This window comes from Mesorhizobium sp. M7A.F.Ca.US.006.01.1.1 (assembly GCF_003997935.1).
GTDB lineage: Bacteria > Pseudomonadota > Alphaproteobacteria > Rhizobiales > Rhizobiaceae > Mesorhizobium.
The window spans coordinates 1-18,948 of sequence record NZ_RZQL01000140.1 but is presented as its reverse complement, the minus strand read 5'-3'; the positions used below and the strand labels follow the sequence as shown (position 1 = coordinate 18,948).

Genomic DNA, 18,948 nt, shown 5'->3' with positions numbered 1-18,948 from the left:
GATAGGCAGTTAGTTTCAGCGTCAGGCAAAAAGGGGGGAAATGCCTCGCACTGGGAGAAAACGATGTCCGTACAAAAAGGCGACTTTCGAACCAACAGAGCCGACTACGTGATTGCCGCGATGCATGGCGGAGTGACCGCCGAAGACAGCGTTCGAGACGAGAACCTGGCAAGGAGAAAGAAGTCCCTGTGGCTGAAGGAGCGGCGATCGGCCAAGTCGGCCGAGAACCCGTTGGACAGCTCGCCGCTGTCTAAAAGCAGCCCTCGCGGCTAGCGGTCTACAATCACCTTCCGCGATCACACCATATCCGCACACAACCCACTCGCCCATATTGCAGGTGCCGCCGTCGGTGTTGACTAACTCCGACGGCGGCCTAGTTCGTGGCGAAATGGCCTCCGTTCTTTTGCGAAGACGGCGGGACTAAGGTCTTGTGCTCTGGACGCAAAGGTCCGAGTGATCCTGTTAGGTTCCGGAAATGTCTCTTGGACGTTCCGCTATTTTATCCAATTGAAATGTAGCGTTACCGTGTATGTCCCGCCCGACATCGGCGCCCGATACGGCTGCCCGCCGCCCAGCTAAGTCCCCCTCAGCCGATGCGATCACCACTTTTCGGATCGAACAGATGCAGTTGGTCTGGTTCGGCCACCAACCGTGCCACGTTGCCGGGCTTCACGCCGGCACGGCCCATGGCAAAGACGCAAAGCTGCTGGCTGGCCAACTTGACGTAGAACTGCGTCGAAAGCCCGAGCGGCTCGACTACACCCACCTCGCCCTTCAACGCACCGTCATCCGCCAACTTGATATGCTCGGGCCGCAACCCGACGGTGATGGCGTCACCATCCTTGAGCGGCAGGCCTCCCGGCAGCCTCAGCGCCTGGCCATCGGTCAGTACGGCCTCCGGGGTACCGCCCTTGCGAACCGTCGCCGGCAGGAAATTCATGCCGGGTGAGCCGATGAAGCCGGCGACGAACATGTTGGCCGGCCGATCATAGAGATCGAGCGGCGCGCCGACCTGCTGGATCAGCCCGTCATGCATGACGACGATCCGGTCGGCCATGGTCATCGCCTCGATCTGGTCGTGCGTGACATAGACCGATGTCGTCTTCAACTGCTGGTGCAGGGCCTTGATCTCGGCGCGCATATGGACGCGCAGCTTGGCGTCGAGGTTCGACAGCGGCTCGTCGAACAGGAAGACCTTGGGGTCGCGCACGATCGCGCGGCCCATGGCGACGCGCTGGCGCTGGCCGCCGGACAGTTGCCGCGGCAGGCGCTGCAGGAATGTGTCGAGCCCGAGCCGCTTGGCGGCGCCGTCCACCCTGGCGTCGATCGTCGTTTTCTCCGCCTTCTTCAGGAGCAGGCTGAAGCCCATGTTCTTCGACACGTCCATATGCGGATAGAGCGCGTAGGACTGGAACACCATGGCGATGTCGCGGTCCTTGGGTGCTACGTCATTGACCAGCCGCTCGCCGATGCGGATCTCGCCACCGGAAGCCTCCTCCAGCCCGGCGATCATGCGCAAGAGCGTGGACTTGCCGCAGCCTGACGGCCCAACCAGGACGACGAACTCGCCATCGGCGATTTCAAGGTCGACCGCGTGCAGGACGCGGACGGCGCCGTAGTCCTTGCGGACCTTTTCGAGCGTAACAGAGGCCATCGATCTATCCTTTGACGGCGCCGGCGGTCAGGCCAGTGACGAGATAACGTTGCAGGAAGGCGAAGAAGATGCAGACCGGGATCAGCGCCAGGATCGATGCCGCCATCATCTGTCCCCAGTCGACGGCGAACTTGCCGATGAAGGTGAGCAAGCCGACGGCGAAGGTCTTCTGGTCGTCGCTGGAAATCAGCATCAGCGCGAACAGAAGCTCGCTCCAGGCGGCTGTGAAGACGAAACCCAGTGTCGCGCCCATGCCGGGCAGCGTCAGCGGCACGATCACCTTGCGCATGGCCTGCGCGCGGGTGCAGCCGTCGATCATCGCCGCCTCCTCCAGATCCTTGGGGATGCCGTCGAAGAACGACTGCATGAGGAAAGTGGCAAAGGCCGTGTTGAAAGCGGTGTAGATGATGATCAGCCCGGTCAGGCTGTTGATCAGGCCGATCTGACCCATGACGCGGTAGATCGGCGGAATGACCATCACCAGCGGAAAGGTCTGGGTCAAAAGCAACATCAGCGCCAAGGCTGCCTTGCCGCGAAAGGTGAAGCGCGACATGGCATAGCCGGCGAGCGTGGCGATGATCGTCACCAGTGCCGCCGTCGAGACCGAGACGATGACGCTGTTGAGGAAATAGCGGGGGAAATCGGTGGCCTCGAGCACGGTGACGAAGTTCTGCAACGTCATGTGCGACGGCCAGAAGGTGATGCCTTCGGAATAGAGCAGCCGCTCCGGCGTGACCGAGATCTTCAGCGTCCAGTAGATCGGGAACAGGGCAAAGAGCACGTAAGCCGCGATTGCCGCGTAGAGGCCGATGCCGCCGAAGAAGCGCTGCGAGGTTGAGCGTCCTGCGATCATCAGACGTGCCTCACCAAGGTGCGGCGGATGCCGATCAGCGCAATCGCATAAGCAATGAGCAGGACCAGCAGCAGCACCGCAACCGCTGAGGCATAGCCCTTGTCCAGCGACTTGAAGGCGCTGACATAGATGTAGACCGGCACCGTGTTGGTCGAACCCGCTGGTCCGCCCTCCGTCATGACGAAGATCAGGTCGGCGAAGGTGGCGATCCAGATGGTGCGCAACATCACGGTGATGGCGATGGTCGGCGCCAGAAACGGCAGCGTCACCTTGGTGAAGCGCTGCCAGGGCGAGGCTCCATCGATGGCCGCTGCCTCATGCAGTTCCGATGGAATGGATTTCAGCGCCGCCAAGAGCGTGATGGCGAAGAACGGAATGCCGAACCAGATATTGGCGACGATCGGCCCCCACATGGCGGTTGACGGATCGGACAGCACATTGGTCGGCTCGGCCTTCAGCCCCAATGCAAACAGCCAGTGCGGCAGCGGGCCGATGATCGGATTGAACAGCCAGGCCCAGGTCAGGCCCGACAGGAAGGACGGCACCGCCCAAGGCAGGAACACCAGGGCTTGTACTGCCTTGCGACCGCGGAACGGCTTGTCGAGCAGCAGCGCCAGGCCAAGGCCGAGGAAGAACTGGAAGAGCAGGCTGGCGACCGTCCACCACAACGTGTTGACCAGCGCCTGCCCCAACACCTGATCCGACAGCATCGCCTGATACTGCCCGAGCCCGACATATTCCGACTTGAACGCCGAGAACTTGCGGAAGGAGTAGCTGATGCCGATGACCAGCGGCACCAGCAGCACCACGACCAGCAGGATGATCGCCGGGCTGAGATAGAGCCACGGCTCTATTGCTGCATGGGAGAGCCGCTTGCGACGCGGCTTGCCGGCGGATCGTATTTCGGACACGGCGTAGGTCATTGGCGGTAAGGTCGACTCCGGAAGGGCGTTGGGCGGGAGCGTCCTTCTCCCCGTTTACGGGGAGAAGATGCCGGTAGGCAGATGAGGGGCAGCGCGAACCTATCGAGGTATGGCGCCGCCCCTCATCCGTCACTTCGTGACACCTTCTCCTCGTGAACGGGGAGAAGGAAAGGCGCTGGGCTTACTTCTTGTTCTTCGCCAGCCAATCCTGCTGTTCCTTGGTCAGGAAGGCAGCCCACTGGTCGGCGACGTCCTTGGCCGTCTTCTGGCCAAGCAGCACTTCCTGAAAATTCTTGATCGCCACCTGGTCGACGAAATTGCCGAGGTTCTCCAGATGCGTCGGCGGGGTGACCATTTCATATTTGGAGCTGTCGCTGAGCTCCGTGAACCAGCCCTTGAACTGCTCGGTCTTGAAATGGGGATCCTGGTCGGCGCCGTTGTGGATCGGGACGACGCCGACTTCCTTGGCCCATTCCAGATTGTCCTTCGGCGACAGAAGCGTCGCCATCAGCTTCCAGGCGTCGTCCTTGTGCTGCGAATTGGCAAACATCGCCCAGCCGGCATAGCCGAGTGTCGGATAGGATTTGCCGCTCGGCCCGACCGGCAATGGCGCTACCGCGAAATCGTCGGCGCTCATCTTGTCGGCGATGCCGAGCAGCGCGTCCGGATCCTGGTTGAGCATGGCGCAGGTGCCGGAATAGAAGCCGGTGACCGTTTCGTTGAAACCCCAGCTCACCGCGTCCTTCGGCGCCAGTCCGTCCTTGTACATGTCGGCCAGCATCTGCAGGCCCTTGACCGAGCCTTCCTCGTTGATCGTCGAAGTGCCGTCCTCGTTGAAGTAGCCGCCCTTGCCGGCGGCGATGTTCATGAACATGTGCATGCCGTTGAAGGCGCCCGGCCCGCCGCGCAGGCAGTAGCCGTACTTCCCCGGAAGCGCGGAAATCTTCTTGGAATCGGCGATGAAATCGTCGAGCGTCGCCGGCGGGCCATCGAGGCCGGCCTCCTTGAACAGTTTCTTGTTCCAGAACAGCGCGTTCACATAGTAGCCGTAGGGGATCATGAACTGGGTGTTGTTGACGGTCGAGCCGAACTGCTTGGCGCGGTCGCCAAGCGTCTTGGCGTCGTCCCATTTGGCCATATAGGGGCCGAGATCCTCGAGCTGGGCATTGTTGGCATAGAGGCCCATCCAGCGCTCCGGCATCTCGACCACGTCGGGCGTATCGCCGGCCTGCACCATGGTCAGGAATTTCTCGAACGCCTGCCCCCAGGGCAGCGAGATCAGCTCGACCTTGATACCTGGATTGGCGGTTTCGAACTCGGCGATCTGCTTCTTCAGGAATTCGGTACGTGGCGGGCTGGTGATGACTTCGACCATTTTTAGGGTCGAATCGGCCACAGCATTACCGGCGGAAATCGCCAGTCCCGCAACGGTGGCTAGCATGACGGTCAGTTTTTTCATGTTCAAGACTCCCATTTTGAACCCGCTTGTTATTTTCTGGCTTTTTCGAAGGCCTGGGCCACGTCAGCCCACAGGTCTTCGACACTCTCCAATCCGACATTGAAGCGGATGGTTCGGGGGCTGACGCCGAAGCGCGCCATCGAATTCAGGCCCGGCGTCTGTTCCAGCGACGCCTTGGCCGGCACGACCAGGCTTTCATGCCCGCCCCAGCTGACGCCGATGCGGAAATATTTCAGCGCATCGACGAAGACGGGGATGTCGATATCGTCCGTCACCTCGAAGGAGAACAGCCCGGCATAGCCGGCCAGCGTCGCCTTGCCCGGGTGGTTCGAATAGACGGGATGGTTGACCCGCTCGACATTGGCATGCGCCTTCAGCCGTTCGGCGATGGTCAAACCGCTCTTCATGTGGTGCGGCAGGCGCAGCGGCAGCGTGCGCAGGCCGCGCAGCAAAAGCCACGCCTCGAACGGTGACAGCTTGCCGCCGAGATACGAATAGGTCTGCTCATTGATGTGCTTGATATGGGCCGCCGAACCCGCCACAACGCCGGCGACGATGTCGCTATGGCCGCCAAGGTATTTCGAGGCCGAATGCAGCACGAGGTCGACGCCATGCGCGATCGGCTTCTGGAACACCGGCGTCGCCCAGGAATTGTCGATGGTGGTGAGGATGCCCTGCTCCTTGGCCAACCGCGTCAGATGCGTGATGTCCTGCAGCTCGAACATCATCGAGGTCGGGCTTTCCAGGTAGAGCAGCTTGGCGCCGGAAAGTGCGGCCGCAACCGCATCCGGGTCGGAGCCGTCGACATAGTCGACCTTGATGTTGAGCCGCGGCAACAGCCGCTCGAACAAGCGGTAGGCATCGCCATAGCAATTGCGCACCGCCACGATGCGCTCGCCCGCACCGACGAAGGCAAGCACCGTGGCGCTGATCGCCGCCATGCCGCTGGAAAAGCCGCGCGCGGCTTCTGCGCCCTCAAGCGCTGCCACGCGCGCCTCGAACTCCATCACCGTGGGATTGTCGCCACGCGAATAGATCGGCTGCTTTCGTTTGCCGGCAAAAGTATCGGCCATCTCGGCATAGCTGGCAAAGGTGAACAGCGAAGTCTGGTAGATCGGCGGCACCACCGCACCGCCGGGGAACGGTTCGTCATGCGCCAAGAGTGTCGCCGCCTCGGCGAGATAGTCGTGATCGAAACCGGATGGATGCTCGTTCATGTCTGGCTCGAAAGTTTGAGTTTGGCGGCACCGCGCTTGAGGTCGTCCTCGACGGTGGCGATCAGCTTGAGCGCCTCGGCGCGGGCGCCCTGCGGGTCGCGCGCGGCGATGCATTCATAGATGGTGCGGTGGTAGGGAAAGCTGGCGTGGCCGAAGTCGCGCACGCCGAGCGGATGCTCCCAGAAGCGGTGGAACAATTCGTACATGGCGGCGATGATCTGCTCGAACAGCGGATTGCCCGAGGCCCGGTAGATCGCTTGGTGGAACTCCCAGTCCTCTTCCGAGGACATGCCGTCGCGGGTGCGGAACGCCTGCTCCATGATGTCGAGCTTGCGCGCGATTTCGGCGATATCTGCCTGGCTGGCGCGTTCGGCGCAAAGAGCTGCGGCCTCCGCCTCTAGCGCGCGGCGGATCTCCATCGTCTGCATCAGGCTGGCGAAATCATTGCCGCCGGCCAGCGTCAGCGGCATGTGCAGCATGTCATGTGAGACAGCCGCCTTGAGATAGGTGCCGCTGCCCTGCCGGCGCTCGACGAGGCCGAGCCCTTCCCAACGTGTCAGCGCCTCGCGCACCGTGTTGCGGCTGACCTTCAGCCGCTCGGCCAGAATGCGTTCGGTTGGAAGTCTCTCGCCCGGCTGCAGGGCTTCGGCGCGAACAAATCCCACCAACGCCTTCAACACGGCGTCGTCGCGCGCCGTGGTCTGAATGGGTGGCAGGCTGTTCTGGTCCACATTTTCTCCAAGTGGTCCAATGGTCCAACCAATTTCTGCACAGAAGGAAACTCCTGTCAACCAACTGTCAGGAGCACTGTCAGAGGAGCGACGCATACTTTCAGGGCGATCGCGTGGTCGCGCTTCGATCGTGTCTGCTAACCTGCGGCAGCAGGCGGCCCGAACCAGGTGGTCAGCGCCTCCACCAGACCCCGTTGGGTTCCCGCCCCGGCCCACACCACATAACCATCGGGCCGGATCAAGACCGCGTCGGGCGCAACGACCGTTCCGAGAGCCGGGAGGTCCCAGGTCCCGGCGTAATCGGCGTCGATCTGCCGGGCCCGATCAGCCCAGGGCGCGATGTCCAGTCTACCGGGTTCACCGAGGTTGAGCAGCACGGGCTGCGCGTCGTGCAGCAAGGTGAAGACCCGCAACGGCCCGCCGGCGGTGGTCAGATCGAGATCGGGCATTCGCCGCCCAAGCAGTGGATGCCCCTGGCCAAGGTCATAATGGACTCCCAAACCAGACATCTCCGCGGCGATTTTCTTGCGGGGTTCATCCATGCCGAGCAACTCGGCAACGGTGTCGGCCAAGGCCTTGCCGCGGTCATCCATGCGGCGAAGCGCGACCTGCGCCATCGTGTTGCGCAACACGCGGGCGGCGACCGGATGACGCTCGGCGTGATAGCTGTCGAGCAGGCTTTGCGGCGATGTGCCGTTGATGACCTGGCCTAGCTTCCATCCAAGGTTCACCGCATCCTGCACGCCGATGTTGAGGCCCTGTCCGCCCATCGGAGGATGGATGTGCGCGGCATCACCCGCCAGCAGCACGCGCCGGTCGCGGTATGCGGCAGCCTGGCGCGTCATGTCGGTGAAGCGGGAGAGCCAGGTCGGGCTGTGGACCCCGAAGTCGGTGCCGTAGATGGCAGTCAGCGCCTCGCTGAGCTCGCGCAGGGTCGGTTCGCCGCGGGCTTCCAGGCGGGGCTCCGTCAGCACGACGCCAACCTTCTTGCCGTCCTCGATCTTACCCAGGGCATGAATTCCGAAGGCGTTGCTGCGGAAGCCCCATGCCGGTTCTTCCGACATTTCGACCTCGGCAATCATCCAGCTCATCGTCGGATCCCATCCGGCAAACTCGATACCGGTCGCCTTGCGAATGGTGCTGCGGCCTCCGTCACACCCGACCAGATATGCGGCCCTCAGGCGGTGACCGGTGGACAGTTCGACATCAACGCCGCTGTCGTCCTGGGTAAACCCCGCAACCTCGTGTTCACGATAGATCGGCACCTTCAACTCGCCGACCCAGTCGGCCAGGATGCGCTCGATGTGGTTTTGCCGCAGCGCCAGCAGATAATTGTGCGGGGTTGGGAAGTCACTGATGTCCAGGCGGATCATGTGAAAACCCACGGTCGGGCTCACTTGGCCCTGTGAGAGGAAACGATCGGCGATTCCGCGCTGGTCCAGCACCTCGATGGTGCGTGCGTGCAGGCCGCTCGCACGCAGGCCGGCAAGCTTCTGATCCGGCCGCTTTTCGACAATGGCAACGTCAACGCCTGCCAACGCCAGTTCGCCCGCCAGCATCAATCCCGTCGGACCACCCCCAGCGATCACCACCGCATGATCTGAAATCATTATCGTCACTCCCGTTTTCCGCACCCTGGCTTGGGTCACGGTTTTACGGGAGGAGCCGGGTCTTGCCGCAAGCCCCTTGTGCGCCATATCTATGAAATGGAAGGGGCTGGTATTGTTCCCCGCTGTCGGTTGCCGCAGAACAAGCTTGTCGCGCACACAGGACAATGTCCTGGGGCGATTTCATAACGATATCCGGATTTTCAGAAGCAAAAACGCAGAGTCTTCCGTGCTTTGGCACGGAGTTCTGATGTTCATTGGAAAGAAGGGGGCCGGTCGGCGTTTGGCAGCGGTACGAGGAGGCCACTATGTGCCAGCGCCGGCCGGCCGACCCCACGGACCCAGGAGATGCGGCGGACCTGAGCATCATGGGGTATTCCCAGGGATCGGAGCCGGCGGTCTATCCTCGTGCCGGCTTCGTCTTGGCCTGCACAGTTGCGCAAGAGCTTATGAAAATCAACAGTTTCTTAACCAAGGCTCGCGAATCGCTTGGATTAAGGTAAACGGGTAACCCTGTCGGGTTGACAGGATAATCGGGGCTGGATCGCTACGCCGCCTTGGCGACGACGCGATTGCGGCCGCCGCTTTTGGCTTCGTAGAGCGCGAGATCGGCACGCTTCATCAGCGCCGCCACCGTGTCCACGCCCTTTAGCACCGACGACACGCCGACGCTGACCGTGACTTCGATCGCCTTGCCGTCCTGCCCGATGGCGAAAGCCGCCTGGGCGATTTCGGCGCGAATGCGCTCGGCCACCTTCTCGGCCACCGCGCCCTCGGTATCCGGCATCACCACGACGAACTCCTCGCCGCCAAAGCGGCAGGCAAGATCGATACCCCTGACATTCTTGCGCAGCCGCCGTGCGAATTCCCGCAGCACCTCGTCGCCGCCGTCATGGCCGTGTGCGTCGTTGACGGCCTTGAAACGGTCGAGGTCGGTAATCATCACCGACAGCGGCCGGCGCCGTGCCACGGCGCGATCGAACAGCGTCTGCAGGTGGCTGTCCAGATAGCGGCGGTTGTGCAGCCCGGTGAGTCCATCGGTCACCGCCATTTCGATGGTTTGGGTGACACTGGCCCGCAGCTGGTCGTTGTAACGCTTGCGACGCACCTGCGTGCGCAGCCGTGCCGTCAGTTCCTGCTGGTCGATCGGCCGCATGAGATAGTCGTTGATGCCGAGTTCGAGGCCGCGAATGATGCGTTCCTCCTCGCCCTCCTCCGCCAACAGGATGATCGGCACGAAACGGGTGCGATCGAGCGAGCGCAACTGCGAACAGAGCCTCAGCGGATCGAAATCGGCGAACGCGGTCGAGATCATCACGCATTCATAGGATGTCTCGGCGGCCTGGAAGAAACCGGCATGCGGATCATGTGTGACGTCGAGGTCGGCCCGGTCACGCAGCATCTTCTGGATGCGCTCGACGGATGATTTGCGCTCGTCGATCAAAAGCACTTTCGGCGTCGTGTCCTCGGATGCGAAATTGCGGCTGAGCAACTCCTCGATGCCGATGTTGCGCGTCGTCGAGGCGCGCAGCCGCAACTCGTCGGTCAGCGACTTCAGACGAACCAAGCTCTTGACGCGCGTCATCAGCTGCAGGTCGTTGACCGGCTTGGTCAGGAAGTCGTCGGCGCCGGCCTCGAGCCCGCGGACGCGGTCGGAAACCTGGTCGAGCGCGGTGATCATCACCACCGGAATGTGCGATGTCGCCGGATCGCTCTTCAGCCGCCGACAGACCTCGAAGCCGTCCATATCAGGCATCATCACGTCGAGCAGCACGACATCGACCTTGCCGTTCTCGCAGGTCTCGATCGCATCCGGCCCGTTGGTGGCGGTCAACACTTCGAAATATTCGGCCAGCAGCCGCACTTCCAGCAGCCGCACATTGGCAGGGATATCGTCGACGACGAGGATCCGTGCAGTCATTTCACAAGGCTCCGGCTCGGCTGAAAGGGCACATCACGCATCGCCCAGATAGGATTTGATGGTTTCGATGAAACGCGGCACCGAGATCGGCTTCGAAATATAAGCCTCGCAGCCGCCCTGGCGGATACGTTCCTCGTCGCCCTTCATGGCGAAGGCGGTCACAGCAATGACCGGGATGACGTGCAGTTCGTCGTCCTCCTTCAGCCATTTGGTCACTTCAAGCCCAGACACTTCAGGCAACTGGATATCCATCAGGATGAGATCCGGCCGGTGCAGGCGCGCCAGATCGAGCGCTTCCAGACCGTTGCGGGTACGCACGGTCTCGTAACCGCTTGCCTCGATGAGGTCCCGAAAGAGCTTCATGTTGAGCTCATTGTCCTCGACGATCATAACCTTCTTCGGCATCGATATCCCGTCCCGGCCGTCCTTCCGCTTCGAAGGCGGCCGTCATGCGCCCATGTCTGAACGCACCAACCCTGCTTCACTTTACGGCAATATGATTGACGAAACGGAAATCCGCGGCTGGAAAAAAGCGCAAATTCCACCTCGTCGCCTGCGCGTCCAAAGGGCGCGCCACGCTCTAATGGCTTGCCGCAAGCAACTCTTGCCATTACTGCGGGAGAGACTCATTCCACACACCGAAGGTAGTGATGGCAAACGCAGCGTCAATGCGCGAAGAAGCGGAATCGATTGCCGTGAAAGCCCTGGGCTTTGTCGCCTCCGATCCGGAGCTGCTGCCGCGCTTTCTGGCTATCACCGGCATAGAGGTCCATTCGATCCGCAAAGCCGCCAGCGAGCCGGGTTTCCTGGCTGGTGTCCTGCAATTCATCCTCGCCCACGAGCCGACGCTGATGCGCTTTGCCGAGGAAACCGGCACCCCGCCGGCTGCTGTCGGCAAGGCCCTGCGGTCGCTGCCACTGGGCGATGACAACCACGAGCATTCCATATGAGCGATGATCCAGAAACAGCGCGCCAGATCGAAGAACTGGCAGCCGACGACCGGCCGTTGCTGGTGCTCGATGTCGACGACGTCGTGCTCGAATTCATCCGACCGTTTCCGAATTTCCTCAAGACGCGTGGCTATGGCCTGACGCTGGCCTCGTTTCGGCTGACCGGCAACATCGCAGAGACGGCCAGCGGCCGCCTGATCGAACAGCCCGAAGTCACGGCTCTGCTGGGCGATTTCTTTGACACGCAAGCCGATTGGCAAAACATTACGGACGGCGCGGCAGAGGCCCTGGCAGGGCTTGGCGACCGCGCGGAAATCATCTTGCTGACGGCCATGCCGCACAAACACCGTGCCGTGCGTCGCGTCCATCTCGACGCGCTTGGACTAAGCTACCCGCTTCTGACCACTGAAATGGCCAAGGGACCGGCAGTGGCCAAGCTTCGCGGCATGGCCGGCCGACCGGTGGTCTTCGTCGACGATCAGCCGCACAATCTGGCGTCGGTGCGGGAATCGGTCGCCGACGCCGAACTGTTCCACCTGATGGCCGACAATTCGCTGCGCGCATTCCTGCCGCCGGTGACGGACGATGTGGTCGTCGTCCAGGACTGGCACGAAGCCGCGCCCAAGATTGCAAGCGCGCTAGGGCTCTAAACTCCAACCTTCAGGGGTTCAGTTCGCACCTGCGCCGCCGCTGTCGTCTCCGCTGTCATCGTCGCCGGCACCATCATCCACGCTGTCGTCCACTGCCTGATCTGCGGGCTTCAGCATGACGCCGTTGACGGTGACCGAACCGTCGGCCTTGGCGTTGATGATCCATTCCAGCCGGCCATCGGACAGCGTCTTGCCAAATCCTTTCGCCATGAGGGCGACAGGCACGTACTGCGCGACCTCCGGTTCCGACTTTGCCGCTTCCTGCAGGCCTTCGACAAGCTTGTCGAAGCCGGCGACATCGACGGTCACACTACCTTCGGGCTTTTCGCCTGGGAATGTCATCTCGCCTTCCAGCGCGATCTCCGTGTCCTTGTTCTTCACGGTGCTGTGGCCAAGCACGACCTTCGGCGTCTTGGCCATGAAGCCAGCTTTGAGCTGCTCGCCGAATTCGGCCGACAGCGGTGGAGTCTTATTGAGATCAAAGGCTTCGATTGCCTTCTTCGCCATGCTGTCGAGATCGATATTGGCGCCGCCAAAATTCAAATCGACATCGGTGGGCAACAACCCCACGCTCCAGCTCGGCAGAAGCTGCGTCGGCACGGCCAGGCCCGATGCCTTGATGCCGTACGTGATCGTGCCGCTCTGGGCCACGCCATCGGAGCCGAACACGGTGCTAAGCTGCGTGGCGCCGAAATTGCCGACCGGACTTTCCACCGCGAAATCCTTGAAACCATATGTCCCGTCGATACGCTGCCAAAGCGGCAAGGCGGCGAGCAGAAGCGATTTGAGCTGCGCCTGGTTGGCCTTCAGCGTCGCCTCGTCCTCGTTGGCCACTGCAAATGCCAGGAGATCGAGCAATGGCTTGGTCCGCACGCCCTTGCCGCTGGCTTCGACCGACAGTTCCGGCGACCTGACGGTGACCGGGAATTTCAGCCCGCTCTCAGGGTCATCGAAATTGATCGCTTCGACAAAACTCGACACCTTCTGCGAGGTTGTGAAATCGACGCCCCCGGCCGCCGACTTGGTCGCGGCAACGGTCGCGATGCCAGCGCCAGCGCTGGCTTCCATGTGCTGCTTGGCATCCTTCGATGCCATCGTCATGCCGGCCATCGAGCTGGTGCCGCTGGTAAAGGCCGCCAGATTTGGATCGTAGACGCCCGAGCCCTTGCCGCCCTCGATCGAAAACTGAGTGCTTTGCAGCCCTTCGGGCCCGTTGAACTCGAAGGAGGCGGTTTGGGAGAAATCCATCGAGACATCCCAGGACCCGTCGCTGCGCGGCTTGACCATCAGGGCATAGGGCGCGAAGTCGAACTTCAGCAGTTTCTGGTCCGGAAATGATGCGGCAAGTGCCTTGAAATCGAACAGGATCTTGTAGGCGCCGCCTTCGAGCGAAACCTTCAAAATGCCTTTGTCGATGGCCTGCTTGCCGACATAGCGGGACAAGTCGTCGGACAATTGCTTCGCACCCTGACTGTCGACGGTCTGGCTGAGAGCAGGGGCACTCAACGCAAGAAGGAACACGAATGGCAGGGCACGCTTCACGCGGATTCTCCGTTTGACCGAGAAGAGAGACTTTGTCCGTCTGGTATGAAATTACCGCTGCAACCGCAAGGTGAGATCGACAACGGCACCCGGGCGGACCATCTCGATCAAAGCACCAGCCGCATCAGCGGGCGGCCGGCCTTGCGTTCCACCAGCCGCTCGAATCCCGCCTTTTCAAAGACCCGCGACGAGCCGACGAACAGCCCGATCGAGCGCGAATCGCGAGACAGATCTATCGGACAAGCCTCGAGCAGCCGTGCACCGTTCTGGCGGGCGAAATCGATGCCGCCTTCGACGAGGCGATGCGTGATGCCCCTGCCGCGCGCCTTGGTGCGGATGAAGAAGCAGGAGATGGCCCAGACGGCCGGATCCGCGGCGTCGGCAGGATCGACCGGTGCCGACCCCCTGCCCTGATTGTTCCATTCGGGCACGTCGGCGCGCGGTCCGATCTGCATCCAACCAACCGCCTGACCGTCCTCGAATGCCAGCAGGCCCGGCGGCGGGCCTGCCTCGATGCGCGCCTTGATGTGGTCCTTGTTGCGTTCCCGGCTGCTCTCGCGGCTCATCGCCGGCGCCAGCCGGAAATGCGTGCACCAGCAGCCGTAGCAGGCGCCTTGCTTGCCGAAGAGATCCTCGAATTCAGCCCAAAGCTCAGGCGCAAGCGGCGCTATGGTCGTGCTCATGCGTTCTCCCCAGGCCAGCCTTGTCGCTGGCCTTGCACTGTCGTACCATTGCTTCTGTTCTCTTTATGTTCGCAGCGATGGCGGCCCCTGTCAACAATCCCGATCACGGTTTTTGCCGCGACTGCCTGATGTTTCAGCGCAGCCAGACGCGCCGCTGCGAGCGCTGCGGCAGCCCTCGGCTTGCGCGTCATCCCGAGCTTTACCGGCTGCATCTGGCCCATATCGATTGCGACGCCTTCTACGCGGCAATCGAAAAGCGCGACAATCCGGCGCTCAAGGACAAGCCGCTGATCATCGGCGGCGGCAAGCGGGGCGTCGTCTCCACTGCCTGTTACATCGCCCGCATCCAGGGCGTCCGCTCGGCCATGCCTATGTTCAAGGCGCTCGAAGCCTGCCCGGAGGCGGTGGTCATCAGCCCCAACATGGAAAAATACGTGCGCGTCGGTCGCGAAGTGCGCGCCATGATGCAAGCGCTGACACCGCTGGTCGAGCCGCTGTCGATCGACGAGGCGTTTCTCGACCTCGCCGGCACCGAACGGCTGCACGGCCTGCCGCCGGCGGTGGTGCTGGCGCGCTTTGCGCTGGCGGTCGAGAAGGAGATCGGCATCACCGTTTCGGCCGGCCTGTCCTACTGCAAGTTCCTCGCCAAGATAGCGTCGGACTTCCGTAAACCGCGCGGCTTCTCCGTCATCGGCGAAGCCGAGGCGGTCGGCTTCCTGGCGGCGCAGCCGGTAACCATGATCTGGGGTGTCGGCAAGGCGTTCAACGCCACACTGGAGCGCGACGGCATCCGCACCATCGGCCAGCTGCAGCAGATAGATCGCGGCGACCTGATGCGCCGCTACGGCACGATGGGCGACCGGCTCTACCACCTTTCGCGCGGCGAGGACGTCCGCCGCGTCGATCCCGATCAGGACGCCAAGAGCGTATCGGCCGAAACCACCTTCGACACCGACATCGCGTCGCTGGAGGAACTGGTCGCGGTTCTCAGGGGTCTCTCGGAAAAGGTCTCGGCACGGTTGAAAAAGTCAGGCATCGCCGGGCGCACCGTGGTGCTGAAGCTGAAGACCCAGGATTTCAAGCTGCGCACGCGCAATCGCCAGCTCGGCGACCCGACCCGGCTCGCCGACCGTATCTTTCAGACCGGGGTGGAGCTTCTGCGCAAGGAAACCGACGGCACGAAGTATCGGCTGCTCGGCATCGGCGTCAGCGACCTCTCGGACGACGACAAGGCCGATCCGCCCGATCTGGTCGACATCCAATCGCGCAAGCGCGCCATGGCCGAAGGCGCCATCGATGCCCTGCGCGACAAGTTCGGCCGCAAGGCGGTGGAAACCGGCTACACGTTCGGCAAGGGCCGCGACGCCCATCCGCCGGAGCCACTCGAGGATTAGGTGCGCTGCAGATCTATCCTGCTCGTCACCACGCTCTTGCCGGTTTTCGGGTCGGTGTCGATGACGGTCAGCCGCATGCCGTTCTCGCCGCGTTTCTCAACCTTCATCTGCGCCCTTCGGTCGCCATTGACCTCCTTGGCCCAGCGAATGCCCAGGTTGATCGCGTTGCCCGAACGGCTGCCGTTGAGTTGCGCCGGTCCCGTGCGAGAGCCGACATAGGTGCCGCTGTATTTGGCACCTGTGACTTTCAGATTGGCGCTGATGGCCCGCGACACCACAACGAGACCGCGGCAATTTCCATCCAGCGATAGCGAGGTTGAGGTCGCATTCGACTTGAAGCTGCACGATACGCTGACGTTGGGAGCATCCGTGGTTACCTGGACAGTGCCCTTGCCGGCGAAATTGCCCTTGAACGACTGGAGAAATTGGGTCTCGTCGGCATGTGCCGCGCCTGCCGCAACCAATAAGCCGCCGGTAAGCGCGAATTCCGCGAAGGATTTCATTGAAGCTCTCCTTGTTGATCTTGAAAAAGGCGGGGCGGTCCGCGAGCACGGCTGACCATCGGAACTCAACGCCACTTGCCGTTTCAGGTTCCGCCCGCCACATCACTGTTTTACAACATCCAGCCAGTCGCGACTGGCCCAGAAGAATGCCTTGGCTAGCGATTGCGGCAGAAGTGCTGGCCTGCGACATAGCGCGAATGGCACCCACCCCCTCGATCCCCAAGGCCGCGTTCTGGATGGCGCTGTCTATCGCCTCGTTCCTTGGCATGACGGTCGCCGGCCGGGCCACGACAGCGGAGCTCAACATCTTCCAGGTGCTCGAACTGCGCTCTGTGATCGGCTTCTTCATCCTTCTGCCGCTGGTGATGATGAGTGGCGGCTTTCAAGCCATGCGCACGCAGCGCCCCATTGCCCATATCGCCCGCAACGTCATCCATTACACGGGCCAGGCGGCCTGGCTCTACGCCCTCACTTTGATCCCGCTGGCCGTGCTGATCTCGATAGAATTCACCACGCCGATCTGGACGGCGCTTCTGGCCGTTGGCTTCCTTGGCGAAAGGCTGAACCGGCCCAAGCTGGCAGCGATCGTGCTGGGGCTGATCGGCGTGGTGATCATCGTGCGCCCCGGTGCCGGCTCAGTCGATCCTGGACATCTCGTCGTGCTGGGTGCCGCGGTCTGTTTCGGCATCTCGGTGGTCACGATCAAATCGCTGACCCGGACGGACAGCGTCGTGCGCATCATCTGCTGGATGCTGATTATCCAGTCGGTCGTCGGTCTCATCCCGGCGCTCTATACGTGGCGCAACCCGTCACTGGAGCTATGGCCGTGGATCGTGCTGATCGCCTTCACCGGCATGTCTTCGCATTTCTGCATGGCCCGCGCGCTTGGCTATGCCGATGCGACCATCGTCTCGCCGATGGATTTTCTGCGCGTGCCGCTATCGGCACTGATTGGCTGGCTGCTCTATAGCGAGCAGATAGACGCCTTCACCGCCGGCGGCGCGCTGCTGATCCTGATAGGCAATCTGCTCAATCTTCAGCGCAGGGCTGTAAAGCCGGCCGAAGTGGCAGCGTCGTAGTCCGCCGGCCGTCAGTTCCCTTCGTCAGGTATGTTGAGAAGATGGCCGCAGGCCTTGCAATGCACGGCGTCCGGCTCGTGCCGCTGCAAGCCGCACTGCGGACAGGGAAACAACACCTTGGCTGGCCGGAAGATCGCCTGAGCCAGTCTGACAAACAGAGATATGCCGATGATCATGGTGACGATTGCCGTCAGCTTGCCGGCCATGCCCGGCAGCACGATGTCGCCGAAGCCGGTCGTCGTCACCGTGGCGACGGTGAAATAAAGCGCGTCGATATAGTTTTCCAGGCCGGCGCCAGTGCGGAAGAAGAACGTGTAGACGAAGCCTGTGATGACGAACAGGAAGGTCAAAAGGTTGATGACCGCGTGGCTGGCCTCTCGCCACGGCCGCAGGCCGCGCATCTCGAAATGGCGCCAGAGCGAACCGCTTCGCGACAGGGACCACAGCCGCAGTATCCGCAGGAAGGCGAGATTGGCGAACGCCGTTGGCATCAGCAGCGTCAAAAGGATGAAGACATCGACCCACGACGTCGGCTGCTTCATCAGCCGCAGCATGTTTTTGGAGGCCAGCAGCCGGGCGACCAGGTCCGCGGCGACAAGCGCGGCCGCCGAATAGTCGAGCCAGAGGAAGGACGGCTTGTCCTGAAGAACCGGCGTCGCGATGAAGAAGGCGATGATGGCGAGGTCGATGACGACGGCCACCAGTTGGAACCGGAAAGCGGCCGGCGTGCGCCCATGGTAGAGCCTGCGCAGCCTGTCACGCAGCCGCGCCAAGGCTGAAACCGCCTGCGACCCGTTCTTCTGCGCCGGCTTCATGCTGACTGCGCTGGCGTTCGCGGCAGCGACCGCCCGGCTGATTGCCGCGCGCCTAAAAGGACGGGGGTCACACCAATTCCACTTCGACCACGCCCGGCACCGCGCGCATCGCCGAAGCGATCTGTGGCGAAATCCGGTAGCGGTTCGGCAACTCGATCTCGATTTCTCCCTCACCTTCCTCCTTGATCAGCACGAAACTGACCTGCCCCTCGCCCCTGACGGCAAGTTGGCCAGCCAGCGTGTTGATCGGCGAGGCGTTGCGCACGAAGATACGCAGCGCCTTCTGGATGCGGCTTGCCTCGTCCTCCAGCGACTGCACCGAGTTGATGCGCAGATTGACGCCTTCCGGCCTGTCCTCGGCCGCAACGGTGATGACGACGGAGCGGCCGGCCTCGAGCAGATCGCGATATTGCGCCAGTCCTTCCGAAAACAGCACGGCTTCGTACTGGCCTGACGTATCGGAGAAGGCGATGACGCCCATCTTGTTGCCGGTGCGCGTCTTGCGTTCCTGCTTGGATGTTACCGTGCCGGCCAGGCGGCCGGCGGCGGCACCGCGTTTGACGGCCGCCGAAAACTCGGCCCACGTCTGAACCCGCATCTTCTGCAGGGCTGCCTTGTACTCGTCGAGCGGGTGCGCCGAAAGATAGAAGCCGACCACCTGGAATTCACGGTGCAGCCGGTCGGCGGCGAGCCACGGCTCTGTCGCCGGCAGATTGAGTGCCTGCGACTGGGCGCCGAGCGAGGCGCCGAAGATGTCGTGCTGGCCGGAAACCGCGTTCTGCTGCGCCAGCGACGCCAGCCCCATCATGCGCTCGACGCCTGCCATCATCGATGCGCGGTCGTGGCCGAAACAGTCGAGCGCGCCGGCCATGATCAGGCTTTCGAAGACGCGCTTGCCGACGATCTTGGGATCGACCCGCTCGCAGAAATCGGCGAGGTTCTTGAACGGTTTTTCGCCACGCTGGGC

At 62.4% G+C, this 18,948-nt stretch carries 19 protein-coding genes; 5 read left to right on the top strand and 14 right to left on the bottom strand.

The genetic code is table 11. The features are described from left to right. Positions 1 to 273: hypothetical protein (locus EN943_RS22925; protein ID WP_245475938.1), on the top strand; the 273-nt coding region annotated here is incomplete at its 5' end. A gap of 313 nt (positions 274 to 586) precedes the next feature. Here the strand turns inward: EN943_RS22925 and ugpC are convergent. From ugpC to EN943_RS22875, 9 genes are all read right to left on the bottom strand, one after another. Further along, positions 587 to 1,654, bottom strand: coding sequence for a sn-glycerol-3-phosphate ABC transporter ATP-binding protein UgpC (gene ugpC / locus EN943_RS22920; protein ID WP_127414744.1), 1,068 nt, complete (start codon positions 1,652 to 1,654; stop codon positions 587 to 589). Positions 1,655 to 1,658: 4 nt separating this feature from the next. Continuing rightward, positions 1,659 to 2,507, bottom strand: coding sequence for a carbohydrate ABC transporter permease (locus tag EN943_RS22915; RefSeq protein WP_027036797.1), 849 nt, complete (start codon positions 2,505 to 2,507; stop codon positions 1,659 to 1,661). After that, on the bottom strand, positions 2,507 to 3,430 hold the full coding sequence (locus EN943_RS22910; protein WP_127414743.1) for a sugar ABC transporter permease: 924 nt from the start codon (positions 3,428 to 3,430) through the stop codon (positions 2,507 to 2,509). The genes EN943_RS22915 and EN943_RS22910 overlap by 1 nt, the downstream gene beginning before the upstream one ends. A 181-nt stretch (positions 3,431 to 3,611) precedes the next feature. Further along, a complete protein-coding gene (locus tag EN943_RS22905; protein WP_127414742.1) occupies positions 3,612 to 4,889 on the bottom strand; it encodes a sugar ABC transporter substrate-binding protein in 1,278 nt (425 codons plus the stop codon). A gap of 29 nt (positions 4,890 to 4,918) precedes the next feature. Next, the gene (locus tag EN943_RS22900; protein WP_127414741.1) at positions 4,919 to 6,106 is read right to left on the bottom strand and encodes a PLP-dependent transferase; all 1,188 of its coding nucleotides are present in this window, start codon (positions 6,104 to 6,106) and stop codon (positions 4,919 to 4,921) included. Beyond that, complete coding sequence (locus tag EN943_RS22895; protein WP_127414740.1) at positions 6,103 to 6,837, bottom strand: FadR/GntR family transcriptional regulator; 735 nt, start codon at positions 6,835 to 6,837, stop codon at positions 6,103 to 6,105. Before EN943_RS22895 ends, EN943_RS22900 begins: the two co-directional genes overlap by 4 nt. A gap of 137 nt (positions 6,838 to 6,974) precedes the next feature. Beyond that, on the bottom strand, positions 6,975 to 8,447 hold the full coding sequence (locus tag EN943_RS22890; protein WP_127414739.1) for an FAD-dependent monooxygenase: 1,473 nt from the start codon (positions 8,445 to 8,447) through the stop codon (positions 6,975 to 6,977). A gap of 544 nt (positions 8,448 to 8,991) precedes the next feature. Then, positions 8,992 to 10,365, bottom strand: coding sequence for a PleD family two-component system response regulator (locus tag EN943_RS22880; RefSeq protein WP_127414737.1), 1,374 nt, complete (start codon positions 10,363 to 10,365; stop codon positions 8,992 to 8,994). 33 nt (positions 10,366 to 10,398) lie between these two features. Next, positions 10,399 to 10,755 (bottom strand): response regulator, encoded by a 357-nt coding sequence (locus EN943_RS22875; RefSeq protein ID WP_281035958.1) that lies wholly within the window; start codon positions 10,753 to 10,755, stop codon positions 10,399 to 10,401. Between the two features lie 260 nt (positions 10,756 to 11,015). Here EN943_RS22875 and EN943_RS22870 point away from each other — a divergent pair, with 260 nt between their 5' ends. Both EN943_RS22870 and EN943_RS22865 read left to right on the top strand, forming a co-directional pair. Further along, the gene (locus tag EN943_RS22870) at positions 11,016 to 11,315 is read left to right on the top strand and encodes a DUF3572 domain-containing protein (RefSeq protein ID WP_024503583.1); all 300 of its coding nucleotides are present in this window, start codon (positions 11,016 to 11,018) and stop codon (positions 11,313 to 11,315) included. Further along, the gene (locus EN943_RS22865) at positions 11,312 to 11,965 is read left to right on the top strand and encodes a hypothetical protein (protein WP_127414736.1); all 654 of its coding nucleotides are present in this window, start codon (positions 11,312 to 11,314) and stop codon (positions 11,963 to 11,965) included. Before EN943_RS22870 ends, EN943_RS22865 begins: the two co-directional genes overlap by 4 nt. An 18-nt stretch (positions 11,966 to 11,983) precedes the next feature. Here the strand turns inward: EN943_RS22865 and EN943_RS22860 are convergent, their stop codons facing one another. Both EN943_RS22860 and EN943_RS22855 read right to left on the bottom strand, forming a co-directional pair. Then, positions 11,984 to 13,507, bottom strand: coding sequence for a hypothetical protein (locus tag EN943_RS22860; RefSeq protein ID WP_127414735.1), 1,524 nt, complete (start codon positions 13,505 to 13,507; stop codon positions 11,984 to 11,986). Between the two features lie 107 nt (positions 13,508 to 13,614). Further along, positions 13,615 to 14,190 (bottom strand): GNAT family N-acetyltransferase, encoded by a 576-nt coding sequence (locus EN943_RS22855; RefSeq protein ID WP_127414734.1) that lies wholly within the window; start codon positions 14,188 to 14,190, stop codon positions 13,615 to 13,617. A 65-nt stretch (positions 14,191 to 14,255) separates the two neighbouring features. Between EN943_RS22855 and EN943_RS22850 the strand changes: the two genes are divergently transcribed. Further along, positions 14,256 to 15,584, top strand: coding sequence for a DNA polymerase IV (locus tag EN943_RS22850; RefSeq protein ID WP_127414733.1), 1,329 nt, complete (start codon positions 14,256 to 14,258; stop codon positions 15,582 to 15,584). On the opposite strand, the gene EN943_RS22845 is transcribed toward EN943_RS22850, so the two are convergent. Next, the gene (locus tag EN943_RS22845) at positions 15,581 to 16,087 is read right to left on the bottom strand and encodes a hypothetical protein (protein WP_127414732.1); all 507 of its coding nucleotides are present in this window, start codon (positions 16,085 to 16,087) and stop codon (positions 15,581 to 15,583) included. The genes EN943_RS22850 and EN943_RS22845 overlap by 4 nt on opposite strands. Positions 16,088 to 16,284: 197 nt before the next feature. Here EN943_RS22845 and EN943_RS22840 point away from each other — a divergent pair, with 197 nt between their 5' ends. Next, complete coding sequence (locus EN943_RS22840; RefSeq protein ID WP_127414731.1) at positions 16,285 to 17,166, top strand: DMT family transporter; 882 nt, start codon at positions 16,285 to 16,287, stop codon at positions 17,164 to 17,166. Positions 17,167 to 17,177: 11 nt separating this feature from the next. Here EN943_RS22840 and EN943_RS22835 read toward each other — a convergent pair whose 3' ends face one another. After that, entirely contained in the window at positions 17,178 to 17,981 is an 804-nt protein-coding gene (locus tag EN943_RS22835) for a potassium channel family protein (protein WP_127414730.1), read from the bottom strand. Between the two features lie 67 nt (positions 17,982 to 18,048). After that, the coding region (locus EN943_RS22830; protein WP_245475936.1) for an OB-fold nucleic acid binding domain-containing protein at positions 18,049 to 18,948 on the bottom strand (900 nt) is incomplete at its 5' end.